Source organism: Paraburkholderia sp., from assembly GCF_028283785.1.
Lineage (GTDB): Bacteria > Pseudomonadota > Gammaproteobacteria > Burkholderiales > Burkholderiaceae > Paraburkholderia.
Window position 1 is genome coordinate 137,049 of the sequence record NZ_JAPWKB010000007.1, and the last position, 25,463, is coordinate 162,511.

The following is a 25,463-nucleotide window of genomic DNA, read 5'->3' on the forward strand; positions in this document are numbered from 1 at the left end:
CTGACTAGTCCGGTGTGATAGTTCGTGCCGCAGCTTACTGGCAAAGCGGCTGCCTTGTCGAGCGTGCAGACGGGCGCGCGGGCGGCAATTCAGTCGTTTCGCACCACGCGCGGCGTGATGAAAACCACCAGTTCGCTGCGCTTGTCCCGATGCGCACGGTTGCGAAAAAGCGCCCCCAAAACCGGTATTTTGCCCAGAACCGGCACTCGCGTCACATCATCCCGGTCATCGGTTGCGTAGATTCCGCCGATCGACACCGTTCCGCCGTCCTCCACTTCCACCCGCGTCTGCACGTGTTTCGTGTTGATCGCCGGTCCGGCCGCCGTCTGTTCGCCGACGCTGTCTTTCGCGACGTCGAGGTCGAGCACGACGCGGCCGTCCGGCGTGATTTGCGGTTCGACCTCCAGTTTCAGGCTGGCGCGACGGAACTGCACGCCCGACACGCCTTGCCCGACCTTCGCCTGATACGGCAGCTCGGTGCCCTGCTCGACCACGGCCTTCATCCGGTCGGCGGTGACGACGCGCGGACTGGACACGGTTTGCCCGTGGCCTTCGGCCTCCAGCGCGCTCAACTGGATATTGAGCAGACGCGTCGCGCGTGCAGCGAACAGCGTCAGACCGGCCGTTGCCGCGTCGAAGCCGGAGATCGGCGCCGCCGACAGATCGAACACGCCGCCTTCGTCGCCGCCCGTTACACCGCGCGGCGTGCCTTCGGTAGCGGTGGCCGCCATCGACATCCGCACGCCGAGATTGCGCGAAAAGCCCTGCTCGCCTTCGACGATGCGCGCCTCGATCAGCACTTGGCGGGTCGGCCGGTCGAGCGCGGTCACCAACGTGGCGATCTGTCCGAGTCGTCCGTCGATGTCGGTGACGAACAGCAGATTGGTCCGCGAATCGGCCATCGCCGCACCGCGTTTGGACAGCACGCGCTGATTTCCCGACGCCGTCAGCAGTTTCCGGACGTCTTCGGCCCGCGCATAGCGCATTTCGAACGTGCGGCTGACGAGCGGCTCCAGGTCGGCGGCTCGCGCGTGCGCCTCGAAACGTTGCCGCTCGCGCGCCGCCAGATCCGCGGCAGGTGCGACCCAGATCAGGTTGCCGCGCCGCTCCATCGCCAGTCCGTTGACGTCGAGCAGCGTATCGAACGCGGTTCGCCACGGCACCTTGTCGAGCCGCAACGACACGGTGCCGCGCACCCGCTCGCTCGCGACCACGTTGATGCCGGTGAAACGCGCGAACGCGTCGAGCACCGCGCCGAGTTCCGCGCGCTGAAAGTTCAGCGTGATCGGCTTGTCGGGCGAAAGACCGTCGAAGGACGCGGCATTCGCCGCCCCGCTCAGACGCACCGGCGGCGCCAGCGGGACCGGTGGACCTTCGAGCGCCGGCGACACAGCGTCTTCACGCGACGCATGGCGACTGCCGGTTTGCACTCCCGACGTGGCATCGACAACCGGCGTTTCGACCGGATCGCCTGCGCCGACGGCCGATGCCGTCACCGGAACACGCGCATCGGCATCATCGGCGGGAGCGGCCTCTTCCGCTGCGACAAACGGATTGGCGACGTCCGTGGCGACATTGCGCGGCAAGGTCGAGAGCAGCGGCAAGGGCGTCTCGTCGCGCGAAATCGAATCGTCGGACGGCATGCGCTCAGGCAACGGCGGCAACGCGGCCAGTTGCATCGGCCGTGCTCCGCCAGGCAAAGCGCCCAACGACGGCAACGGCGGAATCGAAGCATGAGCGGCGCACGCGGCAACCAGCATCGCGCCCGCCAACGCAAGCCGCAACCACGTCGGATGACGTCGAACCGGACGCCGCATCACAGCGCCCCCGCCGCGAGCGCCAGCGTCCGCGCGCCCACGCCGTCGCGACCGGTCAGCGTGACGCTTTGCGCGTCGATTCTCGCCACCCGCTCCGTGCCGAACGCCTGTCCGGTATCGACGCTCGCGCCGCCTTCCGGCGTTTCGAGCAACGCAAGGCTTCGCGTGCGATCGCGCAGCACACCCATCAGCCGCGACGACACAAACTCGCCGGGCCCGGCCTGTTGCGCCGAAAACGGATCGAAAAACACCAGTTCCTCGTCCGGATCGTCATCCAGCGCAATGTCACCGGACGCGGGACTCGACGTCACCACCAGCGGCGATAGCGCGTTGTAGACATGCAGCGTGCCGTTCACCGAAAGCGCGCCGCCATTGCGCTTCACCGTGAGATCGACGGGCACGGCGAGCACCGGCGCGCTCATCGACAACGCGCGCGCGAACGCCATCAGGTGCGCGAAATCGGTGCGCGCCGAAAACTGGATGGGCCGCATCGCGTCGAGGCCGATGCCGCTCGCCACGCCCGGTTCGAGCGCGAGCAATTCGATGCCGCTTTGCGCCGCGACTTGCGACACGACGCGCGCGTCGTCGGCGGAAGTCCAATGCGCGTCGGGGCGTCGCGTGGGAAACGACGCGGCGTCGCGACGCAAAGAAGGCAACGCAGCGATCGACGCGCGCGCGTCCGCGACCTGCCGGTTCGCCGAGTCCAGCGCCGCATGGCTCGCATCGACGCCGCCCAGATCGGCGGCGATCCAGCCGCGCGCGCAGAGCGCGAAGATCGCCAGCGCGATCACGCCGGCCGTCAACCCGCGCCGTCGGCCGCTCCATGTTTCGGGCGGTTTGCGCAACTCGGCGAACCATTGGGAAACACCTGTTCGATGCGGCGAAAAGCGGGGGCCAACTTGAGTGGCGAATGTAGTCGTCATGGATGTCCTCGCGTCGGCGTGCCGTGCGCAGCGCGCGTCGTGCCGGTTGTGTCTTTCGATCGGTCTTTGGATCGGTCTCTGGCGTCGTCCCAGTTCAACCGCGCGGCGAATTCGACCGCGTCTTGCGGCGGATTGGCGACCACCGGCAAAGACGGTTTTTGCGGCGTGCGTCGAGTCGCCGCCACGGCCCGATGCACGTCGTCGACGGCGGCGCCCGACACGCCGTGAACGCCGCTCAATCGTGCAAGCCACGCGGCCGGCTCCTCGTGATCCGCAGACTTCGCCAGCAGCGCCGTCTCATGTTCGCGATGCCGCATCTGTTGAAGCACGACGCCGTCGCCGGGTTCGAAACTCAGCGCGTCGAGCAGATCGCGCAGATGCGTCAGCGGCAACGACATCGATGCGGCACGTGCGGCACGCGTGCGGCGATCGTCGGCTTCGAGCAGAAGCCGCGCGTGCTCCGCCAGTGGCGCGCGCCATTGCGCGAGCGTGCGTTCCGCGACGGCGCGTGCATCGTCGAGCCTCATGCGTTCGACCGCCTGCCATCCGGCGATGCCCAGCGCGAGCACGGCACCCAAAGCCGCCGCAGCCAGCCCTTCGACCACGCAACGCTTGCGTGCGCGTCGGGCGTCGCGCTGACGGTGCGGCAACAGATTGAAGCCACCAATCCAGATGGCCACGCGCGCGGCGGCCGCTCTATGCGCGATAGGCCCGACCTCTGCGCGCCGCCCGTTTGCGACGCGCGCCGCCGTCACGCGGTCGCGCGGCGTTCTGTCCGCCAACCTGTCCGCAGTCGCGTCGGACGCCATGTCCGCCGTCGTTTCCGGTGCGATCATCCGCGTCATTCCATCACCCCGCGCAACGCCAGGCCGAACGCGACCACGTACGCCGGATCGTGAATCGACTCGCTGGCGGGACGCCCGTCGCACTCGACCAGCGGCGCACATTCGAACGGCAGCGCGGTGCAGCCCAACGCCTCGCCCATGTCGGCGATCGTCACGCCGATCCCGTCGAGCAGTTCGATTTCGCCACCGACCAGCACACAATCCACCGACGGCGAATGCCGCGTGAGATCGCGCAACGCGTCGATCAGATCCGCATGTTCGGGCGACGGATAACGCATCTCGGCCGCCAGCATCTGACCGGTGATCCGCCAGCCGAATATGCCTTCCAGACCGATCCAGACCGCGACATACGATTCGTTGAGCTCCAGTTCGAGCAGTGCGGCATGGCGGATCGCACGCAGGGCCGCGTGCGGCTCGCCGTCGATGGTGGACAGCGAAATGCCCGCCGTTGCCGCGCATTCGATCCGCGCTTCGAGATGACGCCGCCCCGTCGCCGCGATCGTCACCATGCCGGGATGCGCCGACGAGCGCTCGACGAACCAGTCCACCGCCAGCGCATGCCGCTCGATCCCGGCAATCCGCTCCGCTTCGCCGAGCATCAGCGGCTCGAGCGCGTCCAGCGAACGCCGGTCCACGTCGCCCACTTCATGCGCGGCGATCATTCGCGCCAACGGCATTTTGCTGAACAGCGTCGCCGATGCCGGCAACGCCATCGCGCAATGCAGCGCGTGATTCGCGACCAGATGCGGCATACCGCTAAACACATCGCGCAACGCCTGACTGACCGCGCGCCGGTCGAGAATCTCGGCACCTGCCATCGCGCCTTCCGGCAATGGCCCGGCAGCGATATGCTCGATCCGGACCGGCCCACGCGCGCGCCACCGCTGACTCAATACAACCAGCCGCACCGTCTGTGCGGACACATCGATTCCGGCAGCGAAACGCCGCACGGTCATCGGCAATGAAGCTCTCAACGCCATCATGTTTTTTCTCCCGGCAAAGGCGATCCTCCGGGCGACCATTCGCCCCGGACATCGCGCTTTAGTGGAAGTGATTGTGCTGAGCAGATGGTCCGCGCGATATTCAGCCGAATGGCTAACGCGACGTGCGCTACGCCGCATCGCAATGCAAAGCGGCTACAGTAGGATCGTCGCGGCGCTGGGTTTGAAGCGGCCGTCAAATGTGTTGCAGGACAGTAAGCATGCCGAAAGCTGACAAGCGTGACGGCTATAATCGCGGGACCGTTTTTTGGTATCCATATGCAATCACCGTCCCCTACGTCTTCACCGCCCGCGCCGCCCAGGCGCAAACGCCCGCTCTGGCTCAAGCTTCTGTTGGGCTTCGTGGGCCTGATCGTCGCCGCCATCGTGTGTGCCGGTCTGATGCTCGGCTACGCAGTCGTGGTGGCCATGCCGAACCTGCCGTCGCTCGAAGCGCTGACCGACTACCGCCCGAAAGTGCCGCTGCGGATCTACACGGCGGACCACGTGCTGATCGGCGAGTTCGGTGAGGAACGTCGCGACATCGTGCGGATTCAGGACGTACCCGACAGTCTGAAAAAAGCGGTGCTGGCGATTGAAGACGCGCGCTTCTACGATCACGGCGGCGTCGATCTGACCGGCATCGCGCGGGCGGGTTTCGTCGCGGTGACGGCCGGCCATGCGACGCAAGGCGCAAGCACCATCACCATGCAGGTCGCGCGCAACTTCTTCCTGTCCAGCGAGAAGACCTACACGCGCAAGATCTACGAAATGCTGCTCGCCTACAAGATCGAGTCGAAGCTGAGCAAGGATCAGATTCTCGAGGTGTACATGAATCAGATCTATCTCGGTCAGCGCGCCTACGGTTTTGCGAGCGCGGCGCGGGTCTATTTCGGCAAGGACATGAAGGACCTGACGCTCGCCGAATCGGCGATGCTCGCGGGCTTGCCGAAGGCGCCGTCCGCGTACAACCCGGTGGTCAATCCGAAGCGCGCGAAAATCCGCCAGGAATACATCCTCCAGCGGATGCTCGAACTGCGCTACATCACGCCGGCGCAGTACAACGAAGCGAGCCAGCAGCCGCTCGTCGTCAAGGGCGCGGGCAAGGAGTTCAGCGTCCACGCCGAGTACGTGGCGGAAATGGTCCGTCAGATGATGTACGCGCAATACCGCGAAGAGGCGTATACGCGCGGCCTGAACGTGGTCACCACCATCGACTCCGCCGATCAGGACGTCGCCTATCGCGCACTGCGCAAAGGGCTGATGGACTATGAGCGGCGCCACGGCTATCGCGGCCCGGAAGCATTCATCGATCTCCCCGCCGACGCCGACGACCGCGACCAGGCCATCGACGACGCGCTGATCGAACATCCGGACAACGGCGAGATCGTCGCGGCGGTCGTCACGTCGGCGTCGCCGAAGCAGGTGCAGGCGCGTTTCATCGACGGCAATGTAGCCACCCTTCAGGGCGACGGCCTGCGCTTCGCAACCGCGGCGCTCGGACCGCGCGCCCAACCGAATCAACGGATCCGGCCGGGCGCGATCGTGCGGGTCGTGAAAAACGACGATGGCAACTGGTCGATCACGCAGTTGCCGCAGGTCGAAGGCGCGTTTATCTCGGTCGTGCCGCAGGACGGCGCGATTCGCGCGCTGGTCGGCGGGTTCGACTTCAACAAGAACAAGTTCAATCACGTCACCCAGGCGTGGCGTCAGCCGGGTTCGAGCTTCAAGCCGTTCATCTACTCGGCGTCGCTGGAAAAAGGTCTGGGACCGGCCACCATCATCAACGACGCGCCGCTGTTCTTCAGCGCTGCCGAAACCGGCGGGCAGCCGTGGGAACCGAAGAACTACGGCGGCGGTTTCGACGGTCCGATGACCATGCGCACCGCGTTGCAGAAGTCGAAGAACCTGGTGTCGATCCGCATCCTGAACCAGATCGGCACGAAGTACGCGCAGCAGTACATCACGCGCTTCGGATTCGACGCCGACCGTCATCCGGCCTATCTGCCGATGGCGCTCGGCGCGGGTCTCGTCACGCCGTTGCAGATGGCGGGCGCGTTCTCGGTATTCGCGAACGGCGGCTACCGGATCAATCCGTATCTGATAGCGGAAGTCACGGATCAACGCGGCATCGTGGTGTCGAACGTGCAGCCGCTGGTGGCAGGAAGGAGCGCGCCGCACGCTATCGACGCGCGCAACGCGTACATCATGAACAGCCTGTTGCTGAGCGTCGCGCAACGCGGAACCGGCGCAAAAACCAACGTGCTCAAGCGTACGGATCTGGCGGGCAAGACCGGCACGACCAACGATTCGCGCGACGCGTGGTTCGCCGGTTATCAGCACACGCTCACGGCGATTGCGTGGATCGGCTATGACAATCCGCGCAGTCTCGGCGACAAGGAAACCGGTGGCGGCCTGTCGTTGCCGGTCTGGGTCGACTACATGGCGCGGGCGTTGAAAGGGGTGCCGGAGTACAAGATGCCGGTGCCCGACGGTATCGTGATGCTCGGCGACGAGCCGTATTTCACCGACTTCACGCCGGGTCACGGCTTCGTTTCAACCGTGGGCGTCAGTCAGGCCATGCTCGACGAAGAAGCAAGCGGCGGAGCGGGCTCGGCGCCGGTGGTCGGCGAGCAGGAAAAGCAGAACATCATGGATCTGTTCAAGGGGCACTGAGCCGGGAAATCCGGCTCATGCGTGCTGAAAACCGCCTCGCGCACAGCGCCAGGCGGTTTTTTTACGCGTCGGGCGTGAAGCTGACGGGCTCGCCTGCCTGTTGCGTTGCGTACTCCGACAGCGCGCTGAAGAATTCCGTGCTGCCGCGCGTGTCGCGCCATTCACCGTCGAGGAAACGGTAGTGGAAACCGCCCGCTTTCGCCGCGATCCAGATCTCGCGCATCGGCGGTTGCAGGTTCACGATGATCTTCGATTTGTTCTCGAATTCGAGCGTCAGCACATTGCCGCTGCGTTCGAGTTCGATATCGGCTTCGATGTCGTCCACAGCGCGTTCAATCGACGCAAGAACGGCCTCGGCACGGCTCAGGTATTCACTATCGGACATGCTAAACTCCAGCGATTAATTATTCAGGGACAGTCATGCGAGTCGTTTTTCAGATGCGCGCGGCGGCGCCCCGGGCGATTGTAGCGGCTTTAGCTATTCTCGCAGGCAGCGCGCTCGGCGGCTGCGGGCAACGCGGTTCGCTCTATCTGCCCACCGTGCCTCCCATGCCGGCCAAACCCAGCGACGTAACCGAAACACCTGTGCCCACCGCGCAACCCGCGTCGGCCGCTTCCAGTGCCGAACAAGGCAGCGTGCCGGATACGACGGGCACACCGCTGTCGCTGGCACCGGAATCAGAATTGCACGCTACACCGGACAGCGCCGCGTCGGCGCCGCAACAACCCGCTTCGGGCACTGCCCAGGCTCAATAAAAGCAGCACACTCAGGTATGACTCAATCCGCATTTGCGAGCGTCGACGGCATTTTGCATGCCGAAGGCGTATCCGCCGTCACGCTGGCCGAACAGTTCGGCACCCCGCTCTACGTCTACTCGCGCGCCGCGCTGACCGACGCATGGAACGCCTACGCGAACGCCTGCAAAGGCCGGCGCGCCACCGTCCACGTTGCAGTGAAAGCGAACAGCAATCTCGGCGTGCTGAACGTGTTCGCGCGTCTCGGCGCGGGCTTCGACATCGTGTCGGCAGGTGAACTGGCGCGTGTGCTGGCCGCGGGCGGCAAAGCGGAAAACACCGTGTTCTCGGGCGTCGGCAAGACGGCCGACGAAATGCGCATCGCGCTGGAAGCGGGCGTCAAATGCTTCAACGTCGAATCGATTCCCGAGCTGGACCGTCTGAACGACGTGGCGGGCTCGATGGGCAAGAAAGCGCCGGTTTCGCTGCGCGTGAACCCCGACGTCGACGCGAAGACGCATCCGTATATCTCCACCGGCCTGAAGTCGAACAAGTTCGGCGTCGCGTTCGACGACGCGCGCGCAACGTACCGCGCCGCCGCGGCAATGCCGAATCTCGACGTGGTGGGTATCGACTGCCATATCGGCTCGCAGATCACCGAAGTCTCGCCCTACCTCGACGCGGTCGACAAGCTGCTGGAACTGGTCGAACAGATCGAATCCGACGGCGTGAAGATTCGCCATATCGACGTCGGCGGCGGCCTCGGGATCACGTACGACGATGAAACGCCGCCGGAAATCGGCGCGTTCGTGACCACCTTGCTCGACCGGATCGAGTCGCGCGGCCACGGTCATCGTGAAGTCTATTTCGAGCCGGGCCGCTCGCTGGTCGGCAACGCGGGCATTCTGCTCACGCGCGTCGAGTTCCTGAAGCCGGGCGCAGAAAAGAACTTCGCCATCGTCGATGCAGGCATGAACGATCTGGCGCGTCCGGCGATGTATTCGGCGTATCACGGCATCGAACCGGTCGTGAAGCGCGAGATCCCCGCGCAGACTTACGACGTCGTCGGTCCGGTGTGCGAAAGCGGCGACTGGCTCGGTCGCGAGCGTCAACTGGCGGTCGAACCCGGCGATTTGCTGGCGATCCGCTCGGCGGGCGCGTACAGCTTCACGATGACGTCGAACTACAACACGCGTCCGCGTCCGGCCGAAATCATGGTCGACGGCGACACCGCGCACGTGATCCGCGCGCGCGAAGAGATCAAGGCGCTGTTCGCGGGCGAAGCATTGTTGCCGGAATAAACGCGGCATTCATCGCGATTCACGCGATGAACCCGTGAAACGAAAAAGGCGATGCCGTTAAAAGCATCGCCTTTTTTTGTTTGGCCGCGCGCGCTTGCGCCGGTCTTCCCGCTCAACGGCCAGCAGCCCTTGCCCGCGCCGCCCGGCGCTCGCGTAGCCACGCAATCACACGCCAGCCGAGCAACGCGATCATGATCGCGCCGTAGATTTTCGGCAGCAGCAGATCGTGTTTGCCCGCTTTCATCCACCAGAAATGCAGGATCGCGAGCACGCCGACTGCGTAGATGGCCCGATGCAGGCTTTGCCAGCGTCGTCCGAGCTTGCGGACCATCGCGCGCGGCGAGGTCGCGGCGAGCGGAATCAACAGCACGAACGCCGCAAATCCGACCGTGATGAACGGCCGCTTGCCGATGTCCTTCAGCATCGCGGCAACGTCGAACCATTTGTCGAACCAGATGTACGTCGTGAAGTGCAGCACCGCGTAGAAGAACGCGTACAGCCCGAGCATGCGCCGGAATCGCAGCAGCGCGCTCACGCCCGTCAGCCGCCGCAACGGCGTCACGGCGAGCGTGATGCACAGAAACACCAGCGTCCACAGACCGGTGGAACGCGTGATGAACTCGATCGGGTTGGCGCCGAGCCGGTCGGTCAGTCCGAACAGCACGATGCGCGCGAGCGGATACCACGCCGCCACGAACACCGCGATTTTCGCGGGCACGATCCAGCGATTGCCGCCCGCCGCAACGCGTGCCGCCGATGCCGCCGTTGACGTCACCCTGGCGGGTTGCCGATGCGCCGACGCGCCCGCGCCGTCCGGCGCAAGCGACGGGCGTTGCGCATCCGAAGTATCAGGCGTGTTCGAAGCCATCGTTGTCGCTCAGAAGTTCTTTTTCAGGTCCATGCCCTGATACAGCGACGCGACCTGATCGCCGTAGCCGTTGTACATCAGCGTTTTGCGCTTGGGCTGGAAGAAACCGTCCTCGCCGATCCGCCGCTCCGTGGCCTGACTCCAGCGCGGATGATCGACGTTCGGATTCACGTTCGAATAGAAACCGTACTCGCTCGTTGCGTACGTATTCCAGCTCGTCTGCGGCTGCTTCTCGACGAAGCGGATTTTCACCAGCGATTTCGCGCTCTTGAAGCCATATTTCCACGGCACGATGATCCGGATCGGCGCGCCGTTCTGGTTCGGCAACACCTGGCCGTACAGACCGACCGTCAGCAGCGTCAGCGGATTCATCGCCTCGTCCATCCGCAAGCCTTCGGAATACGGCCACTGAAGGATCGGATCGGCGAGACCGGGCATTTGCGACGGATCGTTGAGCGTGATGAACTGCACGTATTTCGCGTTGGCCGTGGGTTGTGCGCGCTTGATCAACTCCGACAGCGAAAAGCCGATCCACGGCATCACCATCGACCAGCCTTCGACACAGCGATGACGGTACACGCGCTCCTCGAGCGGCGCGAGTTTCAGCAGATCGTCGATGTCGTAAGTCTTCGGGTTTTTCACCTCGCCTTCGACATTGATGCGCCACGGACGCGGTCGCAACGTGCCCGCGTTCTGCGCGGGGTCGCTCTTGTCGGTGCCGAATTCGTAGAAATTGTTGTAGGTCGTGATGTCCTTGAACGGCGTGACCTTGTCCGTCGCGACGAACTTCGGATTGGTGCGGGCGGCGAGCTTCTGGCCCTTCGCGTCCGGCGAACTCATCTCAGCTAGCGCGTCGTCACTCGCGCCGATCAGGCTACCCATTGCAGCCGCGCCGGCCGCTTGCAGAATCCGCCGACGGTTCTCGAAAACCGGTTGCGGCGTGATTTCGCTGCGCGCGATATCGTCGCCGTACAGCGCGATCCTGTCGTTGCGCTTGATCCACATGAGCGTGCTCCTTGCGAGGTTGATGGCAGTTCGACCGACGAACATAGGTACTGTTCAGCAAACACGATGGATGCACGAATATTCCCGCGCCCAATAAAAAAACCGCCGGTGCGACGCACGCGGCGGTTTTGTGCTGCTTCCGGACAGTTGGAGGCGACCGGAGTTACAGCTTGCCGTAGCTATGCAAGCCCGACAGGAACATGTTGACGCCGAGGAACGCGAAGGTCGTCACCAGCAGACCGGTCAGCGCCCACCAGGCGGCCACCGAGCCGCGCAGGCCCTTCATCAGACGCATATGCAGCCACGCCGCGTAGTTCAGCCAGACGATCAGCGCCCAGGTTTCTTTCGGATCCCAGCTCCAGTAGCCGCCCCACGCTTCGGCGGCCCACAGCGCGCCGAGAATCGTCGCGACCGTGAAGAACGCGAAACCGACGGCGATCGACTTGTACATGACGTCGTCGAGCACATCGAGCGCCGGGAGACGGTCGGCGAGAATGCCGCGCTCCTTCACCAGATAAGCCACGCCGACCATCGCCGACAACGCGAAACTGCCGTAACCGATGAAATTCGCCGGCACGTGGATCTTCATCCACCAGCTTTGCAGCGCCGGCACCAGCGGCTGGATCTGCTGCGCGTCGCGGGAGATCGAGTACCACATCAGAAAGCCGACCGCGGCGCTGATCACCAGCAACACGAATGCGCCGAGCGAACGGGTGTTGTAGTGCTTCTCGTAATACAGATAGAACAGCGCGGTGATCAGGCTGAACAGCACGAACACTTCGTACAGGTTCGAGATCGGGATATGACCGACATCGGCGCCGATCAGGTACGACTCGTACCAGCGCACCATCAGCCCGACAAAGCCCATCAGCACGGCCGCCCACGTCATCTTCGAGCCGATCGAGCCGCCGGTCGCCGAACGCGTCAGCAAGCCGATCCAGTAGAACATCGTGGCGAGCACGAACAGCGCGCTCATCCAGAGAATGGCGGACTGGCTGGACAGGAAATACTTGAGGAAGAACGCCTGATCGGCGCGCGTGAGGTCACCGTGATAGATCTGGATGGCCAGCAGCGACAGCACCGCGATGCCCGCGATCAGCAGACGCGCCGGTTTCCAGCGCCAGCCGAGCACCACGAACACCGGCACTGCGCACACCAGCACCAGTTTGTCGTAGTAGTTCATGAACGGGTGGTAGCGCGACAGCGCAAAACCCGCCCCGGCGACCATCGCGAGCGCGAACAGCCAGTCGAATACGCCGAGGCGCTTCAGGAACGGCCGCTCGTCGAGCAGCGCGAAGCGGTCCGATGGAATCGAACCCTGATTCGACGGTTGAGTGGATTGCGGTGCTTGCGACGCGCCCGAAGCCGACGCGGCGTGCGCGTTCTTCGGGCGGGGAGAGGATGAGGTCAAGTCCATGTTCTTACCGGTTTGTATCGTGTGAGCCAGCGGACGATGCGGCGTGCGGGGCGTCGGACGCCGCGCTGTCCTGGCCGTCCATGCCGTGCGTCACGCCCAGCGAAGCGTCGAGCGCCCCACCGACCGCGTCGCGCGTTTGAGCGAACTCTTTTTCGAAATCGAGCGTTTTGCGGGCGCTGGACATCGCCATCACGACATGACTGCCGTGCGGACTGTCCTTGAGCCAGAACCAGAGGCGCCGTTCACGCACATAGAACATCGAGAAGATGCCTAACACGAGTAACAGGCTGCCAAGATACACGACTTTTTTGCCCGGTGCGCGTGTCAGCTGGAACACCGACGCCTGGATCTGTTTGAAGCCGTCAAGCTGCAGATAGACCGGCGATCCATACAGAAAGCTGTCAGATATCGCGTTGATTGCGCTTTGGACGAAGCGCGAGTTGTCGGCGTCGGGCTGTGCCTGCGGCTCGCCCTGCTGCGCGCGCGACAGTTGCCACAGGTCCCACGTCGCGCCTTCGAGCATGCGCAACAGCAGACCGGCGGCCTTTTCCTGCTCGCTCTTCGGCACCGATTTATCGATGAACGACGCGACTGCCTGGAACCCGCCCACCGGGCCCATGCCGGCCGGTTGACCGGCAGGCGGCTGGCTCAGCGAAGGATCGGCGCCCGCGAACAGCGTCATCACGCGCAGCGCGCTTTCTTCGAGATGCTGCTGGAGATCGGCATTCGAATCCGGCACCGAGCGCAGCGCGAAGCTGTGTGCGGCCGCGGCGCGCATCTGCGGATTTTCGAGCGCCGCGCGCAGGTTCATCCATTCCTTGACGGTGCCGCCGCTGTCGGCGGGAATGCGCAGGTAACGGAACGGGTCGTCCGGATTCATCCGCATGCCCGCGAGGAACATGCGTTCGCCGGCGACGTCCACCGGCAACATGTAGTTGTTGTACTCGCGCGCCTGGCCGTCCTTGTCGCGCACCTTGTATTGCACCGACGGCCCGACGTTGTGCAGGTCGAGCGGCTTCGAGGTTTTCGCGCCGGAGCCGAGGCGTTCGTCGAACGCTTCCTTCAGCGTCTGATGCGCGGCCACGCCGCGCGCATCGTTCTGGCCGCTTCCGTTCGAGATGTTCTCGACGTTGATCGCGCGGAAATCGGCGAATTCGACGGTCTGGCCGGTCTTGCCCAACGGCGCGGTACCGCCGATCGTGCCGCCGAACGGCGTGCCGGTCGCGCCCGTGCCCGTCATCGGGAACGCGGTCATCTGCATTTGCGAGCCGCCGTCCTGGAAGCTCGACTGATAGATCGACACGCCGTCGTACGTGAACGGCTTGTTCACTTCGACGCGCGCCGGCACACGGGCGCCGGTCTTGTGATCGATCACGACGATGTCGCTCGCGAACAGCTTCGGCATGCCGGTCGAGTAGTAGTCGACGATGAACTTGTTCAGTTCGATCGAAAACGGCAGATCCTGGATCAACGAGCCATCGGGCTGGTTGAGGATGGCGGTGGAGACATGCTGACCTTCCGGCACCCAGGCGTAACCGCGAAAGGTCGGATTGCCCTGCGTCAGACGATGCTCGGGACCGATCTCGTTGATGACCGTGTTGCCGCGGATCGGGGTTTTGTCGAACAGCCACATTTGCAGCTTGATCGGCAGATTGCTGTCGAGCAGACCGCCGATACAGATCACGACGATCGCGACGTGCGCGGAGATATAGCCGAGCTTGGTGAGCGCGCCGCGCTTCGCCGCGATCAGCGTCGCGCCGTCGGACTCACGCGTGACGAACTTGTAGCCGAGTTTCGCCGACAGCTTCGCGAGCACGGCGGTAGCGTCGACACGCGAACCGGTCACCTCGAACTCGCCTTTGTGATGGAACGCGCGCAGGCTGGCTTCGCGGACCTTGTCTTTCCAGCTCTTCATGTCGGCGATCATCTTGGGCGCGTTGCGGATCACGCACAGCGACACCGAGACCATCAGGAAACCGAGAATCAGCATGAACCACCACGCGCTGTACACCGTGTACAGGCTCAGCGCGCGGAAGATGTCGGCCCAGAACGGGCCGAACTGGTTGACGTAGTTCGGATAAGGATCGTCCTGCGTGAGAACGGTCCCGATGATGCTGGCGATCGCGAGGATCACGAGCAGAGAAATGGCGAAACGCATCGAACTCAGCAATTCGACGCTGCTGCGCGTGAACCGTTGACCTGACTTCGACTGCAAACCCGATGTGGTGACGCTCATTCAAACTCCGACTGAACAGCAAAAAAGGGTGGAGGGCGATCGCGGTGCGCGATGCCCCCACCCTTTTCTTGTTTTTCACCGGCTTCGACGAACCGGTTGAACGTGCGCGCGGACGTTAATGCAAGCCCGCGATGTAATCGGCTACAGCCTTGATCTCGCTGTCCGACAGACGCGTCGCGATCATATGCATTGCGTCGTTGTTGTTACGTGCGCCCGGCCCTTGCGTGAACGCGAGCAATTGCGCGACCGTGTAATCCGCCCATTGCCCCGACAGCCGCGGGTACTGCGACGGAATACCCTGACCGGTCGGACCGTGGCAACTAGCACACGCCGGCACGCCCTTATCAGCGACGCCCGCGCGATAAATCTTCTGGCCTAACGGTACGGTATCTTTGTTGTGCGCGTAACCCGGCTTCGGGGTTTGCGAAGCGAAATAGGCAGCGACATTGACCATGTCCTGATCCGACAGCGCGGCGACCATGCCCGCCATGATCGCATTATTGCGAGCGGGCTGCTTCGCGCCGGGCTGGGTTTTGAAATCCTTGAGTTGCTTGACGAGGTATTCGGGATGCTGTCCCGCCAGCTTCGGATAAGCGCCGCCGGCGCTATTGCCGTCTGCACCGTGGCATGACGCGCAGACCTGCGCCGCGATTGCCTGCCCCCGGTTCATGTCCGGCTTTGCCGGATCTGCTGCTCGTGCCTGAACTGCCAAACCTGAAAGACCCGCCGCTGTAGAAAGCACCATCAGAGACTTGCACAGTCGATTCATTCGCACACCCTGTTTCGTCTTGTGGGAATTAGAGGTTCTGCAAAAAACGACGGCGACCGATCTACCGCAGAAGCAAGCTCGACGGCCCGCTCAGGTCTTCAGTAAACCATCGTATTGTACAATAACTCGCTAATCGCTTAGGCGCCAGTCGGGCTTGACCCGTCCCCACTCCGGGTTCCCCGGCGCCTCATCTCCTGGTCTCCCCATGTCCTTCCTGCTCCACCAAGCGCGCTTTTTTACGACCGTCAATCACCTTCGTGATTTGCCCGGTCTGCCCCAACCCGAGATTGCATTCGCCGGACGCTCGAATGCAGGCAAGTCGACGGCGATCAATATTCTGTGTAACCAGAAACGCCTCGCGTTCGCGAGTAAGACGCCGGGTCGCACGCAGCACATCAATTATTTTTCCGTCGGCCCCGAAGCGGAACCGGTCGCGCATCTGGTCGACCTGCCGGGATACGGCTACGCGGAAGTCCCTGGCGCCGCGAAGGCCCACTGGGAAGCGCTGCTGTCTAGTTACCTGCAAACGCGTTCGCAGCTGCGCGGCATGATCCTGATGATGGATTCGCGTCGCCCGCTGACGGATCTGGATCGCCGGATGATCGAATGGTTTGCGCCGACAGGCAAACCGATCCACACGCTGCTGACCAAAAGCGACAAATTGACGCGGCAAGAAAGCATCAACGCGTTGCGCACGACGCAGAAGGGTTTGGCGGAATATCGCGCGGCTGGATACCAGGGCGAACTGACGGCGCAGCTGTTTTCGGCACTCAAGCGCGTCGGGCTCGACGACGCACACGCGTTGATCGAAGGCTGGTTGATCCCCAAAGACGCGGGCGAGGCAGCGGATTCGGACGAAGCGCAGTAAATCTGGAACCGGTCAAATTTACCGACTCTCAAAAGCCGAAACATGCGTTTCGAACGCGCATAAAAAAACCCGCCGCTTATGACGGCGGGCCAAACAGCCTAATCGAAAAACGACAGGCACCCGCTCAGGGAGGAGAAGCGGGGAGGTCAGCGCAGAGCGCCTTGCTCGATCGGTATGATATACCATTGTCTCGAAAAGTTTTTTTGGGAGGCGGAGGCAGGCGTTTTTTTCTCATCTCCACGAATATCGACCATGAGCATCTATCCTCATTACCGTCCGCGCCGCATGCGCCGCGACGACTTCTCGCGTCGCCTGATGCGGGAAAATATTCTCACTACCAACGACCTGATTTACCCGGTTTTCGTCGTCGAACGCACGAATGTGCGGCAAGCCGTGCCGTCGATGCCGGGCGTCGAGCGCGTGTCGGTGGATCTGTTGATGGGCGTTGCCGCGCAATGCGTCGAACTCGGCGTGCCGGTGATCTCGCTGTTTCCCGCTATCGAACCTTCGCTGAAAACCCCGGACGGCCGCGAAGCGACCAATGAAGCCGGTCTGATTCCGCGCGCCGTTCGCGAGCTGAAGAAGCATTTCCCCGATCTCGGCGTGCTGACCGATGTCGCGCTCGATCCGTACACGAGCCACGGCCAGGACGGCGTGCTCGACGAAACCGGTTACGTGATCAACGATGTGACGGTCGAGATTCTGGTCGACCAGGCGCGCGTACAGGCGGAAGCGGGCGTGGACATCGTGGCGCCGTCGGACATGATGGACGGCCGCATCGGCGCGATCCGCGAGGCATTCGAGAGCGACGGCTTGATCCACACGCGGATCATGGCGTACGCGGCGAAGTTCGCATCGGCGTTCTACGGCCCGTTCCGCGACGCGGTAGGGTCGGCGACGAACCTCGGCAAGAGCAACAAGATGACGTATCAGATGGACCCGTCGAACTCGGACGAAGCGCTGCGCGAAGTCGCCGCCGACATCGAAGAAGGCGCGGACATGGTGATGGTCAAGCCGGGCATGCCGTATCTGGACATCGTGCGTCGCGTGAAGGACGAATTCCGTTTCCCGACCTACGTGTATCAGGTCAGCGGCGAATACGCGATGCTGAAGGCGGCCGCGCAAAACGGCTGGCTGGATCACGACAAGGTGATGATGGAATCGCTGCTCGCGTTCAAGCGCGCCGGCGCCGATGGCGTGCTGACCTATTTCGCACTCGACGCCGCCCGGTTGTTGCGTTCGCAAAAGTAGGCATTGGCCAGGCGGCCACGTGCCGCTTCGACATGCGCATAAAAAAACGGAGGGCCGGTAACGGCTCCTCCGTTTTTTTATTTCCGCGCGGATAGCCGGCGCGGGTTACGACTGAGGCACGGGTGTCGAAGTCGATGACGGCGCCGTCGCGACCGCGCGATCGAGCGTGCGCAGGAACGTGTCCGCCGATTCATACCCGACCACACGCAATACCTCGTTGCCGCTGTGATCGAAGAAGATGATGCCTGGCGGCCCGAACAGCTTGAATCGCTTCAGGAGCGCCTGATCGTCCGGGTTGTTCGCTGTCACATCCGCGCGAAGCAGGTTGAGCGCTTGCAAGCGCGCATGCACACGCGGGTCGCTGAAGGTGAACTTCTCCATCTCTTTACAGCTGACGCACCAGTCTGCATAGAAATCGAGCAAGCCGGGTTTCGCCGCCGTTTTGACGGCCTGGTCGAGCTGACTCGATGAGCGTACCGGAGCAAAGGTCAAATCATTGGCTGACGCGCCCGTGGACGCGTTCCCGGCACCCGCCGCGTCGCCCCGCGACGCGGCAAGCACGGCCAACGGACGCAATGGATCCGACGATCCGGCCGCAAGCCCGACCAGCAGTACCGCGGCCCAGATAGCGAATGCTGCGCCCAAACCGCGACCGAGGCGTCGCGAGATCGAGATCGCCGTCGCGTTGGTCGAGAACAGGCCAAGCCCGGCCGCCGCAACCAACAGCCAGAGCGCACTCAACAGCATTTGCGCGGCCGCTCCAAGCACGGGCCACACGATCCACAGCGCGGCCGCCAGCAGCACGACGCCGAAAAACACCTTCACACCGTCCATCCAGACGCCTGCGCGCGGCAACAACGTGCCCGCGCCCAAGCCGATGATCAGTAGCGGCACGCCAAGCCCGATGCCCATCGAGAACAGCGCTGCACCGCCGAGCCACGCATTGCCGGTGTGCGCGATAAACGCGAGCACGGCGAACAACGGCGCCGTCATACACGCACCGACCACCAGCGCCGACAGCGCGCCCATCACAGCCACCGCCACGAACTTGCCGCCGGAACGGCCTTGCGATGCGCGCGACACGCCGTCCTGCCAACGTTGCGGCAACGCCAGGTCCATCCCGGCGATCAACGTGATCGCGAAAGCGGTAAGCAACACGGCGAACACGCCGAGCACCCACGGGTTCTGTAACCATGCGCCGAGGCTTTGTCCGACCAGCGCCGCCGCCACGCCCAGCGCGGTATAGACGAGCGCCATCCCGACCACGTACGCCAGCGACAGCGTGAAACCCCGGACACGTGTGACCCGAGCACCTTCACCGATGATGATCGCCGACAGGATCGGGATCATCGGATACGAACACGGCAGCAAGCTAAGCACCATGCCGGCGACGAAGTACAAGCCGACAATCGCGAAAAAGCCGCCGCCTTCGAGCAACGACTGCGCGTAATCCGCGCTCGTGGCACGCTCATACCAAGGGGCTGCGGTGTTGGCCGACGGCGTGGATGCTTTCGGCGATTGCGTTGCCGGAGCCGGGGCCGGAGCCGCCGACGCCGCGTGCAGCGCCGCGCCGGTCACGTGGTACACGCGCTCCATCGGCGGATAGCAGATGCCCGCGTCCGCGCAGCCTTGCGACGTCACCGCGATATCGAACGGACCGGCAGCCTGCTTGACCGGCACACGAATTGTCAGGTCACCGCGATACGTCTCGACGTTCTTCTGGAACGTATCGTCGAACTTCACGTGCCCGGGCGGGATTTGCGGATCGCCAACGGTCGCCGTGCCGTTCCGCGTCTCGAACGCAAAGCGCTCGCGATACATGTAGTAGCCGTCCGCGATCTTGTAGTGGATCAGCACTTCGCCAGGCTGCTCACTCGCGCTGAACTTGAATGCATCCGACGGATCGAGAAAATCATCCGCCGCGCGAGCGACGCCGGTGGCGGCCAGCATCACGAATACGCTGGACAGGAGAATGGCAACGGCACGCAGCATGGCGAATACGCGCCGATCTGGACGGTTAAACATGGATAGGACGTTGAGTTTCGACGGTAATCCACTGGGCATACGCCGCCGAAGCCGTGGCTTGCCAGGAGAGGATTTCAGGCGTGTCGTACGGATGCTGGGTTTGAATGAACTGCTCGAGTTCGGACGCCCGCGCGACGCTTGTTTTGAACAGCAATTGAATCTCGTCACCGGATTCGATCTTGCCTTGCCAATGGTAACTGGAGTGCACTGCGCCCAACTCCGTAACACAGGCGGCCAGGCGAGCGTTCAGTGCGGCCGCAGCGAGCGCTTTGGCCGTGTCGGCGTCGGGGACCGTCGTCAACATCAAGGTCACGTTCAGGTACAACGACGGCTCCAGCGAATCCATTTCAGATGCCGTAATCGTATCACCTGCACGTGTTGCCCCGCAGGCTAGCCAAACGGCCTAGGCTGGACGCGCAGAAAACAAAAAAGCCAGGCATTTGCCTGGCTTTTTCATTCGCGCATCAAAGCTTATTCAGCTTCTTGCACTTCAGTTTCTTCAACTTCCGGACGGTCGAGCAGTTCAACCAGTGCCATCGGTGCGTTATCGCCAACGCGGAAACCGAACTTCAGGATACGCAGGTAGCCACCCGGACGGGTTGCGTAGCGCGGGCCCAGCACTTCGAACAGCTTCGTGACCGAGTCACGATCGCGCAGGCGGTTGAACGCCAGACGACGATTTGCCAGCGACGGCTTCTTGCCAAGCGTGATCAGCGGCTCGACGACTTTACGGAGTTCCTTCGCTTTCGGCAGCGTCGTCTTGATGACTTCGTGCTCGATCAACGAGTTGGACATGTTACGGAGCATTGCCAGACGGTGGCTGCTCGTGCGGTTCAGTTTCCGCAGACCATGACGGTGACGCATGTTAATTCCTTCGTTTCAAAGTTTTGGTCCAGCTCTTCTATCGCGCCTGGATCAACCGAAGTTGTCCGACGCACGGGCCGGTATTAAAAAAGCAAGACGCGGATTTTAAAGGAAAATCCGCGTCTTTGCCAGTCGCGGTACAGCTGCGAATTTCTTTGGGCTTACTTGTCGAGACCAGCCGGCGGCCAGTTTTCGAGCTTCATACCGAGCGTCAAACCGCGCGAAGCGAGCACTTCCTTGATCTCGTTCAGCGACTTGCGACCCAGATTCGGCGTCTTCAGCAACTCGTTTTCCGTGCGTTGGATCAGGTCGCCGATGTAGTAGATGTTCTCAGCCTTCAGGCAGTTCGCGGAACGAACCGTGAGTTCGAGATCATCAACCGGACGCAGCAGGATCGGATCGATCTGCGGCGCGCGCGACGGTGCCTCAGCAGCGGCTTCCGTGCCTTCCAGAGCAGCGAACACCGACAGTTGATCAACCAGAATGCGGGCCGATTGACGGATCGCTTCTTCCGGCGAAATCACACCGTTGGTTTCGATGTTCATCACGAGCTTGTCGAGGTCGGTACGCTGTTCGACACGCGCGCTTTCGACGGCGTAGCTCACGCGGCGAACCGGCGAGAACGACGCGTCCAGCACGATACGGCCGATGATCTTGGCCGATTCTTCGCCGTAACGACGCACGTTACCCGGCACATAACCGCGGCCCTTTTCGACCTTGATCTGCACGTCGAGCTTGCCGCCCTTCGACAGATGCGCGATCACGTGATCCGGATTGATCACTTCGCAATCGTGCGCGAGTTCGATGTCGCCAGCGGTGACAACGCCTTCGCCGTCTTTACGCAACGTAACCGTCACTTCGTCACGGTTATGCAGCTTGAAGACCACGCCCTTCAGGTTCAACAGCAGGTTGACCACATCCTCTTGCACACCGTCGAGCGTCGAATACTCGTGCACGACGCCTGCGATCGTCACTTCGGTCGGCGCGTAGCCAACCATCGACGACAGCAGCACGCGCCGGAGCGCGTTACCCAAGGTGTGGCCGTAACCGCGTTCGAACGGTTCCATGACCACTTTCGCATGGCTGTCGCCAAGCGATTCAACTGCGATGATCTTGGGCTTCAACAAACTGGTTTGCATAGGTTTTCCTTTTCAATACCCTCGGCTCGTTACACCGATAAGGCTGACCGGTAACAACCTGAAAATAAACAGCCGAGGTTCCCCCTTGCGTAACGCAATCGGGCACCCCGGCCGTTAATCCGATTACCGCGAATACAATTCGACGATCAGGCTTTCGTTGATGTCACCAGCAATGTCGCTGCGTTCCGGCATTTGCTTGAACGTGCCTTCGAATTTCTTCGAATCGACAGCAACCCAGCTCGGCATGCCGCCTTGTTCAGCGAGCGACAGCGCTTCGAGGATACGAGCCTGCTTCTTCGACTGTTCACGAACACCGATCACGTCACCCGACTTAACCTGCAACGACGGAATGTTCGCGACTTGACCGTTCACGGTGATCGCCTTGTGGCTCACCAGCTGACGCGCTTCAGCGCGCGTCGAGCCGAAGCCCATGCGATACACGACGTTGTCGAGACGCGATTCCAGCAGTTGCAGCAGGTTTTCGCCGGTGTTGCCCTTACGACGATCAGCTTCAGCGAAGTAGCGGCGGAACTGGCGTTCCAGCACGCCGTAGATGCGCTTCACTTTTTGCTTTTCGCGCAGCTGCGTGCCATAGTCGGACGTACGGGCGCCCGAGGTGCGGCCATGTTGGCCAGGCTTGCTGTCAAGCTTGCACTTGTCAGCGAGCGAACGACGGGCGCTCTTCAGGAAGAGGTCAGTGCCTTCACGGCGGGACAGCTTGGCCTTAGGGCCGATATAACGTGCCACGTTACTTCCTTCAATATTTGATCACGTGAGATAACAACTCACGCTAGTCCGCACCCTTTGGGGCGAACGGTGGGCTTAGTCAATGCAATAACGCAAAGCAGCCTGCCGCCGCGCGAGGCGGCAACAGGCGCTAGCAAAAACGGCGTCTTAGATACGACGACGCTTCGGCGGACGGCAGCCGTTGTGCGGGACCGGCGTCACGTCGGAGATCGCGGTGATCTTGATGCCAAGACCATGCAGCGCGCGCACCGCCGATTCACGGCCAGGACCGGGGCCCTTGATCCGCACTTCGAGGTTCTTTACGCCGTATTCCATCGCCACGCGACCAGCCGATTCAGCGGCAACCTGAGCTGCAAACGGGGTCGATTTACGCGAACCCTTGAAGCCCTGGCCACCCGACGTTGCCCATGCGAGCGCATTGCCTTGACGATCGGTGATCGTGATGATGGTGTTGTTGAACGACGCGTGAACGTGAACCACGCCCTCGGCGACGTTCTTCTTGACCTTCTTGCGAACGCGTTGCGCCGCGGAGTTGTTCGAAGCCTTAGCCATTACGTTTTCCTGTAACTGTCAGTTCCGCTTACTTCTTCAGCGATTGCGCTGCACGACGCGGACCCTTACGCGTACGGGCATTCGTACGCGTGCGTTGGCCACGCAGGGGCAAGCCCTTACGATGACGCACGCCACGGTAGCAGCCGAGATCCATCAGACGCTTAATGTTCATCGTCGTTTCACGGCGCAGATCGCCTTCAACGATGAACTTGCCGACTTCTTCACGCAGCTTTTCGAGGTCTGCGTCGTTCAGGTCCTTGACCTTCTTCGAAAATGCCACACCAGCAGCGACGCAAATGTCGCGCGAGCGCGTGCGGCCTACACCGTAAATAGCCGTGAGGCCGATTTCAGTGTGCTGGTGATTCGGGATGTTAACCCCTGCGATACGAGCCATTGTTTTTCCTCAAACAAAAAGCGCAAGCAAAAGCGCGGCGTTCAGCCTTGACGCTGTTTGTGGCGCGGATCAGAGCTGCAAATCACGCGCACAACGCCTTTGCGCTTGATGATCTTGCAATTGCGGCAAATGCGCTTAACCGATGCCATCACTTTCATGATATTACCCTTTTTTCAAATCACTTCGCCCGGAACACGATCCGCGCACGCGACAGATCGTAAGGCGTCAATTCAACCGTCACCTTGTCGCCCGGCAGGATTCGGATGTAGTGCATCCGCATCTTGCCGGATATGTGTCCCAATACGACATGGCCGTTTTCCAGCTTCACCCTAAAGGTAGCGTTAGGCAGGTTTTCGATGACCTCACCCTGCATCTGGATAACATCGTCTTTGGCCATAAGTCCTTTCAACGCATCGGGACGCCGCCGCCCTTGAAGTTGGCCTTCTTAAGCAGCGATTCATACTGTTGCGACATAACGTACGACTGCACCTGCGCCATGAAATCCATTGTGACGACGACAATGATCAGCAGCGACGTTCCACCAAAATAAAACGGCACATTCCAGCGCAGCACCAGAAATTCAGGCAGCAGACAAACAAACACGATGTAGATCGCACCAGCCAGCGTCAGACGCGTGAGGATACGGTCGATATATCGCGCCGTTTGATCGCCCGGACGAATGCCTGGGACAAAAGCGCCGCTTTTCTTCAGGTTGTCGGCCGTCTCTCTGCTGTTAAACACCAGTGCGGTGTAGAAGAAACAGAAGAACACGATCGCCAACGCGTACAACAACACGTACACCGGTTGACCGGGCTTGAGAGCCTCAGCCACGTTATGCAGCGTGTCTGCGAACCAACCGGTACGCGACCCCGAACTGAACCAGTTCAGGATGGTTGCCGGGAAGAGAATGATCGACGATGCAAAGATCGGCGGAATCACGCCCGACATGTTCAACTTCAGCGGCAGATGTGACGACTGTCCGCCGTAAATCTTGTTACCGACCTGACGCTTCGCGTAGTTCACAAGAATCTTGCGCTGGCCACGTTCGATGAACACAACCAGATACGTCACAGCGGCGATCAGCGCGACCACGATAATCGCGGAGATGATGCTCATCGAGCCGGTTCGCACCAGTTCGAACAGCCCACCAATCGCGTTCGGGAAACCCGCTGCGATCCCGCCGAAAATAATGATCGAAATTCCGTTACCCAACCCGCGTTCCGTGATCTGCTCACCCAGCCACATCAGGAACATCGTGCCGGTCACAAGCGTCACGACCGTGGTCAACCGGAACACCATACCCGGATCGATCACAAGGCCCGGCTGATTCTCAAGTGCAACGGCAATGCCGAATGCCTGGAATGTCGCCAGCAAGACCGTAAAGACACGCGTGTACTGCGTAATCTTTCGCTGTCCTGCCTGCCCTTCTTTCTTCAACGCTTCCATTTGCGGCGAGACGATCGCCAGCAACTGCATGATGATCGACGCCGAAATGTACGGCATGATCCCAAGCGCGAAGATCGTGAAACGCGAGAGTGCACCACCCGAAAACATGTTGAACATGCCAAGGATGCCACCCGACTGGCTTTGGAACAGCTTTGCCAGTTGGTCCGGGTCAATACCCGGCACCGGAATGTGCGCGCCAATTCGGTAGACGATCAACGCCAGCAGCAGAAACACTGCCCGCCGACGCAGATCGCCAAACTTCGCCGCGCTTCGACCGGGTTTTGCGAGACTCGGGCTGTTAGCCAAGTACCTTCTCCGATGCAAATGCTAGTGACGGCAATCGACTTGCGCGTTACTCGGCGAACGAGCCGCCGGCTGCTTCAATCGCAGCGCGCGCACCCTTCGTCGCACCCAGACCCTTCACAACGATCTTGCGCTTCAGCTCGCCGTTCAGGATGATCTTGGCGCTGGTGATCATCTCACCGACCAGACCAGCCTGCTTCAGAGCCAGCAGATCGACTTCGTCGACCGGCAGCTTTTCCAGATCGCCCAAGCGGACTTCACCAACGAACTCCTTCGTCAGCGAGGTAAAACCACGCTTCGGA

The 25,463-nt window shown here is 62.1% G+C and carries 26 protein-coding genes; 5 read left to right on the forward strand and 21 right to left on the reverse strand.

Features of this window, described 5'->3' with window-relative positions; translation table 11 throughout:
• Positions 1-89 precede the first annotated feature (89 nt).
• From pilQ to pilM, 4 genes are read right to left on the reverse strand one after another with little or no spacing between them, the layout of a single operon-like run.
• On the reverse strand, positions 90-1,817 hold the full coding sequence (gene pilQ / locus PW947_RS09500) for a type IV pilus secretin PilQ (RefSeq protein ID WP_299631123.1): 1,728 nt from the start codon (positions 1,815-1,817) through the stop codon (positions 90-92).
• Entirely contained in the window at positions 1,817-2,740 is a 924-nt protein-coding gene (locus tag PW947_RS09505) for a hypothetical protein (RefSeq protein ID WP_299631125.1), read from the reverse strand. Before PW947_RS09505 ends, pilQ begins: the two co-directional genes overlap by 1 nt.
• Positions 2,737-3,576, reverse strand: a complete 840-nt coding sequence (locus tag PW947_RS09510) for a fimbrial assembly protein (RefSeq protein WP_299631126.1) — start codon at positions 3,574-3,576, stop codon at positions 2,737-2,739. The genes PW947_RS09505 and PW947_RS09510 overlap by 4 nt, the downstream gene beginning before the upstream one ends.
• A gap of 5 nt (positions 3,577-3,581) precedes the next feature.
• Positions 3,582-4,565, reverse strand: a complete 984-nt coding sequence (gene pilM, locus PW947_RS09515) for a pilus assembly protein PilM (RefSeq protein ID WP_299631208.1) — start codon at positions 4,563-4,565, stop codon at positions 3,582-3,584.
• Positions 4,566-4,844: 279 nt separating this feature from the next.
• Here pilM and PW947_RS09520 point away from each other — a divergent pair, with 279 nt between their 5' ends.
• Positions 4,845-7,241 (forward strand): penicillin-binding protein 1A, encoded by a 2,397-nt coding sequence (locus tag PW947_RS09520; protein WP_299631128.1) that lies wholly within the window; start codon positions 4,845-4,847, stop codon positions 7,239-7,241.
• 61 nt (positions 7,242-7,302) lie between these two features.
• Here PW947_RS09520 and cyaY read toward each other — a convergent pair whose 3' ends face one another.
• Positions 7,303-7,626, reverse strand: a complete 324-nt coding sequence (cyaY, locus tag PW947_RS09525; RefSeq protein WP_299631130.1) for an iron donor protein CyaY — start codon at positions 7,624-7,626, stop codon at positions 7,303-7,305.
• A 35-nt stretch (positions 7,627-7,661) separates the two neighbouring features.
• Here cyaY and PW947_RS09530 point away from each other — a divergent pair, with 35 nt between their 5' ends.
• Together PW947_RS09530 and lysA are read left to right on the forward strand one after the other, a co-directional pair.
• On the forward strand, positions 7,662-7,997 hold the full coding sequence (locus PW947_RS09530) for a lipoprotein (RefSeq protein WP_299631131.1): 336 nt from the start codon (positions 7,662-7,664) through the stop codon (positions 7,995-7,997).
• 17 nt (positions 7,998-8,014) lie between these two features.
• The gene (gene lysA / locus PW947_RS09535) at positions 8,015-9,277 is read left to right on the forward strand and encodes a diaminopimelate decarboxylase (protein ID WP_299631132.1); all 1,263 of its coding nucleotides are present in this window, start codon (positions 8,015-8,017) and stop codon (positions 9,275-9,277) included.
• Between the two features lie 112 nt (positions 9,278-9,389).
• Here lysA and msrQ read toward each other — a convergent pair whose 3' ends face one another.
• The 5 genes from msrQ to PW947_RS09560 form a co-directional block, all read right to left on the reverse strand.
• Complete coding sequence (gene msrQ / locus PW947_RS09540) at positions 9,390-10,145, reverse strand: protein-methionine-sulfoxide reductase heme-binding subunit MsrQ (RefSeq protein ID WP_299631133.1); 756 nt, start codon at positions 10,143-10,145, stop codon at positions 9,390-9,392.
• 9 nt (positions 10,146-10,154) lie between these two features.
• Positions 10,155-11,150, reverse strand: a complete 996-nt coding sequence (gene msrP, locus PW947_RS09545) for a protein-methionine-sulfoxide reductase catalytic subunit MsrP (protein ID WP_299631134.1) — start codon at positions 11,148-11,150, stop codon at positions 10,155-10,157.
• Between the two features lie 163 nt (positions 11,151-11,313).
• On the reverse strand, positions 11,314-12,567 hold the full coding sequence (gene ccsB, locus PW947_RS09550; RefSeq protein ID WP_299631136.1) for a c-type cytochrome biogenesis protein CcsB: 1,254 nt from the start codon (positions 12,565-12,567) through the stop codon (positions 11,314-11,316).
• A gap of 4 nt (positions 12,568-12,571) precedes the next feature.
• A complete protein-coding gene (locus PW947_RS09555) occupies positions 12,572-14,803 on the reverse strand; it encodes a cytochrome c biogenesis protein ResB (RefSeq protein WP_299631137.1) in 2,232 nt (743 codons plus the stop codon).
• A gap of 115 nt (positions 14,804-14,918) precedes the next feature.
• Entirely contained in the window at positions 14,919-15,572 is a 654-nt protein-coding gene (locus PW947_RS09560) for a c-type cytochrome (RefSeq protein WP_299631138.1), read from the reverse strand.
• A gap of 205 nt (positions 15,573-15,777) precedes the next feature.
• Between PW947_RS09560 and yihA the strand changes: the two genes are divergently transcribed.
• Together yihA and hemB are read left to right on the forward strand one after the other, a co-directional pair.
• Complete coding sequence (yihA, locus tag PW947_RS09565) at positions 15,778-16,440, forward strand: ribosome biogenesis GTP-binding protein YihA/YsxC (protein ID WP_299631139.1); 663 nt, start codon at positions 15,778-15,780, stop codon at positions 16,438-16,440.
• A gap of 252 nt (positions 16,441-16,692) precedes the next feature.
• Complete coding sequence (hemB, locus tag PW947_RS09570; protein ID WP_299631141.1) at positions 16,693-17,691, forward strand: porphobilinogen synthase; 999 nt, start codon at positions 16,693-16,695, stop codon at positions 17,689-17,691.
• A gap of 105 nt (positions 17,692-17,796) precedes the next feature.
• Here the strand turns inward: hemB and dsbD are convergent, their stop codons facing one another.
• The 11 genes from dsbD to PW947_RS09625 form a co-directional block, all read right to left on the reverse strand.
• Positions 17,797-19,716: a protein-disulfide reductase DsbD gene (gene dsbD / locus PW947_RS09575; protein WP_299631142.1), complete on the reverse strand. Its 1,920-nt coding sequence runs from the start codon at positions 19,714-19,716 to the stop codon at positions 17,797-17,799.
• On the reverse strand, positions 19,709-20,035 hold the full coding sequence (cutA, locus tag PW947_RS09580) for a divalent-cation tolerance protein CutA (protein ID WP_299631210.1): 327 nt from the start codon (positions 20,033-20,035) through the stop codon (positions 19,709-19,711). Before cutA ends, dsbD begins: the two co-directional genes overlap by 8 nt.
• A 152-nt stretch (positions 20,036-20,187) precedes the next feature.
• Positions 20,188-20,580 carry a 50S ribosomal protein L17 gene (rplQ, locus tag PW947_RS09585; RefSeq protein WP_299631144.1) on the reverse strand — a complete coding sequence of 131 codons (393 nt, stop codon included), beginning with the start codon at positions 20,578-20,580 and terminating at the stop codon, positions 20,188-20,190.
• Positions 20,581-20,741: 161 nt separating this feature from the next.
• Complete coding sequence (gene rpoA / locus PW947_RS09590; protein WP_299631146.1) at positions 20,742-21,719, reverse strand: DNA-directed RNA polymerase subunit alpha; 978 nt, start codon at positions 21,717-21,719, stop codon at positions 20,742-20,744.
• 123 nt (positions 21,720-21,842) lie between these two features.
• Complete coding sequence (gene rpsD, locus PW947_RS09595) at positions 21,843-22,466, reverse strand: 30S ribosomal protein S4 (protein WP_299631147.1); 624 nt, start codon at positions 22,464-22,466, stop codon at positions 21,843-21,845.
• A gap of 147 nt (positions 22,467-22,613) precedes the next feature.
• Complete coding sequence (gene rpsK / locus PW947_RS09600) at positions 22,614-23,018, reverse strand: 30S ribosomal protein S11 (RefSeq protein ID WP_006052224.1); 405 nt, start codon at positions 23,016-23,018, stop codon at positions 22,614-22,616.
• 28 nt (positions 23,019-23,046) lie between these two features.
• Positions 23,047-23,412, reverse strand: a complete 366-nt coding sequence (gene rpsM / locus PW947_RS09605) for a 30S ribosomal protein S13 (RefSeq protein ID WP_012434566.1) — start codon at positions 23,410-23,412, stop codon at positions 23,047-23,049.
• Positions 23,413-23,453: 41 nt separating this feature from the next.
• Positions 23,454-23,570: a 50S ribosomal protein L36 gene (gene rpmJ, locus PW947_RS09610; RefSeq protein ID WP_004199844.1), complete on the reverse strand. Its 117-nt coding sequence runs from the start codon at positions 23,568-23,570 to the stop codon at positions 23,454-23,456.
• A gap of 20 nt (positions 23,571-23,590) precedes the next feature.
• Complete coding sequence (gene infA, locus PW947_RS09615) at positions 23,591-23,809, reverse strand: translation initiation factor IF-1 (RefSeq protein ID WP_004521905.1); 219 nt, start codon at positions 23,807-23,809, stop codon at positions 23,591-23,593.
• A gap of 8 nt (positions 23,810-23,817) precedes the next feature.
• The gene (gene secY / locus PW947_RS09620) at positions 23,818-25,164 is read right to left on the reverse strand and encodes a preprotein translocase subunit SecY (protein WP_299631200.1); all 1,347 of its coding nucleotides are present in this window, start codon (positions 25,162-25,164) and stop codon (positions 23,818-23,820) included.
• 46 nt (positions 25,165-25,210) lie between these two features.
• Positions 25,211-25,463 (reverse strand): uL15m family ribosomal protein (locus tag PW947_RS09625; protein ID WP_299631201.1); only part of this gene is annotated, 253 nt, incomplete at its 5' end.

Excerpts from the sequence above, each read along its gene's own strand:
- pilQ (WP_299631123.1), bottom strand. The coding sequence starts at position 1,817 with ATGCGGCGTCCGGTTCGACGTCATCCGACGTGGTTGCGGCTTGCGTTG.
- PW947_RS09505 (WP_299631125.1), bottom strand. The coding sequence starts at position 2,740 with ATGACGACTACATTCGCCACTCAAGTTGGCCCCCGCTTTTCGCCGCAT.
- PW947_RS09510 (WP_299631126.1), bottom strand. The coding sequence starts at position 3,576 with ATGATCGCACCGGAAACGACGGCGGACATGGCGTCCGACGCGACTGCG.
- pilM (WP_299631208.1), bottom strand. The coding sequence starts at position 4,565 with ATGGCGTTGAGAGCTTCATTGCCGATGACCGTGCGGCGTTTCGCTGCC.
- PW947_RS09520 (WP_299631128.1), top strand. The coding sequence starts at position 4,845 with ATGCAATCACCGTCCCCTACGTCTTCACCGCCCGCGCCGCCCAGGCGC.
- cyaY (WP_299631130.1), bottom strand. The coding sequence starts at position 7,626 with ATGTCCGATAGTGAATACCTGAGCCGTGCCGAGGCCGTTCTTGCGTCG.
- PW947_RS09530 (WP_299631131.1), top strand. The coding sequence starts at position 7,662 with ATGCGAGTCGTTTTTCAGATGCGCGCGGCGGCGCCCCGGGCGATTGTA.
- lysA (WP_299631132.1), top strand. The coding sequence starts at position 8,015 with ATGACTCAATCCGCATTTGCGAGCGTCGACGGCATTTTGCATGCCGAA.
- msrQ (WP_299631133.1), bottom strand. The coding sequence starts at position 10,145 with ATGGCTTCGAACACGCCTGATACTTCGGATGCGCAACGCCCGTCGCTT.
- msrP (WP_299631134.1), bottom strand. The coding sequence starts at position 11,150 with ATGTGGATCAAGCGCAACGACAGGATCGCGCTGTACGGCGACGATATC.
- ccsB (WP_299631136.1), bottom strand. The coding sequence starts at position 12,567 with ATGGACTTGACCTCATCCTCTCCCCGCCCGAAGAACGCGCACGCCGCG.
- PW947_RS09555 (WP_299631137.1), bottom strand. The coding sequence starts at position 14,803 with ATGAGCGTCACCACATCGGGTTTGCAGTCGAAGTCAGGTCAACGGTTC.
- PW947_RS09560 (WP_299631138.1), bottom strand. The coding sequence starts at position 15,572 with ATGAATCGACTGTGCAAGTCTCTGATGGTGCTTTCTACAGCGGCGGGT.
- yihA (WP_299631139.1), top strand. The coding sequence starts at position 15,778 with ATGTCCTTCCTGCTCCACCAAGCGCGCTTTTTTACGACCGTCAATCAC.
- hemB (WP_299631141.1), top strand. The coding sequence starts at position 16,693 with ATGAGCATCTATCCTCATTACCGTCCGCGCCGCATGCGCCGCGACGAC.
- dsbD (WP_299631142.1), bottom strand. The coding sequence starts at position 19,716 with ATGTTTAACCGTCCAGATCGGCGCGTATTCGCCATGCTGCGTGCCGTT.
- rplQ (WP_299631144.1), bottom strand. The coding sequence starts at position 20,580 with ATGCGTCACCGTCATGGTCTGCGGAAACTGAACCGCACGAGCAGCCAC.
- rpoA (WP_299631146.1), bottom strand. The coding sequence starts at position 21,719 with ATGCAAACCAGTTTGTTGAAGCCCAAGATCATCGCAGTTGAATCGCTT.
- rpsK (WP_006052224.1), bottom strand. The coding sequence starts at position 23,018 with ATGGCTAAGGCTTCGAACAACTCCGCGGCGCAACGCGTTCGCAAGAAG.
- rpsM (WP_012434566.1), bottom strand. The coding sequence starts at position 23,412 with ATGGCTCGTATCGCAGGGGTTAACATCCCGAATCACCAGCACACTGAA.
- rpmJ (WP_004199844.1), bottom strand. The coding sequence starts at position 23,570 with ATGAAAGTGATGGCATCGGTTAAGCGCATTTGCCGCAATTGCAAGATC.
- infA (WP_004521905.1), bottom strand. The coding sequence starts at position 23,809 with ATGGCCAAAGACGATGTTATCCAGATGCAGGGTGAGGTCATCGAAAAC.